Here is a 675-nt window from a genome sequence, read left to right as displayed (position 1 = left end):
AGAAGTGGCTAGTCTAACCGCAAGGAGGACGGTCACCACGGTAGGATTCATGACTGGGGTGAAGTCGTAACAAGGTAGCCGTATCGGAAGGTGCGGCTGGATCACCTCCTTTCCAGAGCTATCTCGCGAAGTTGAGCGCTCACGCTTATCGGCTGTTGATTGAGACAGAAAGACTGTCTGTTAGCGGTTCAATCGGTTATAATGCCGGCCGCTTTCGATAATCCTCAATGACAAACATTCGAACGAAGTTTGGTTCGAGTTTTTCTCATTGGCGATTGAGCCAGTCAGAGCGGTACGTAGTACGTATCGGCTGTCGTTCTTTAACAATCTGGAAGAAGTAAGTAATTTGGATAGCGGAAGCGTCTTTGAGATGGACGTGGAAACTATCCGGGTTGTGATTGTATCGATGTATCTCAAGATGATTCGAACTTCATGTTCGGCTCAATTTTGGAATACGGCACAACGCGAGAACTCAACCTGTAGCGACTGTCGTCCCCCATGCGGGGATGGGGCCCTCGTAAGCGCTAAAGCGCTAACGATGGCCGACAGAGACAGACTCGTTATAGGGTCAAGCGAACAAGTGCATGTGGTGGATGCCTTGGCGATCACAGGCGATGAAGGACGCGGTAGCCTGCGAAAAGCTACGGGGAGCTGGCAAACAAGCTTTGATCCGTA

Annotated in this window: 2 rRNA genes; both read left to right on the top strand. The window is 50.5% G+C overall.

The window, feature by feature from the left end:
- Positions 1 to 112 (top strand): 16S ribosomal RNA (locus WS95_RS01565); the annotation flags it as partial.
- A gap of 454 nt (positions 113 to 566) precedes the next feature.
- Positions 567 to 675, top strand: a 23S ribosomal RNA gene (locus WS95_RS01560); the annotation flags it as partial.

This window comes from Burkholderia sp. MSMB1826 (assembly GCF_001526325.1).
In the GTDB taxonomy this organism is placed as follows: domain Bacteria; phylum Pseudomonadota; class Gammaproteobacteria; order Burkholderiales; family Burkholderiaceae; genus Burkholderia.
Note: the sequence above shows the minus strand (reverse complement) of the source record. Positions and strands in the feature narration are given on the sequence as shown.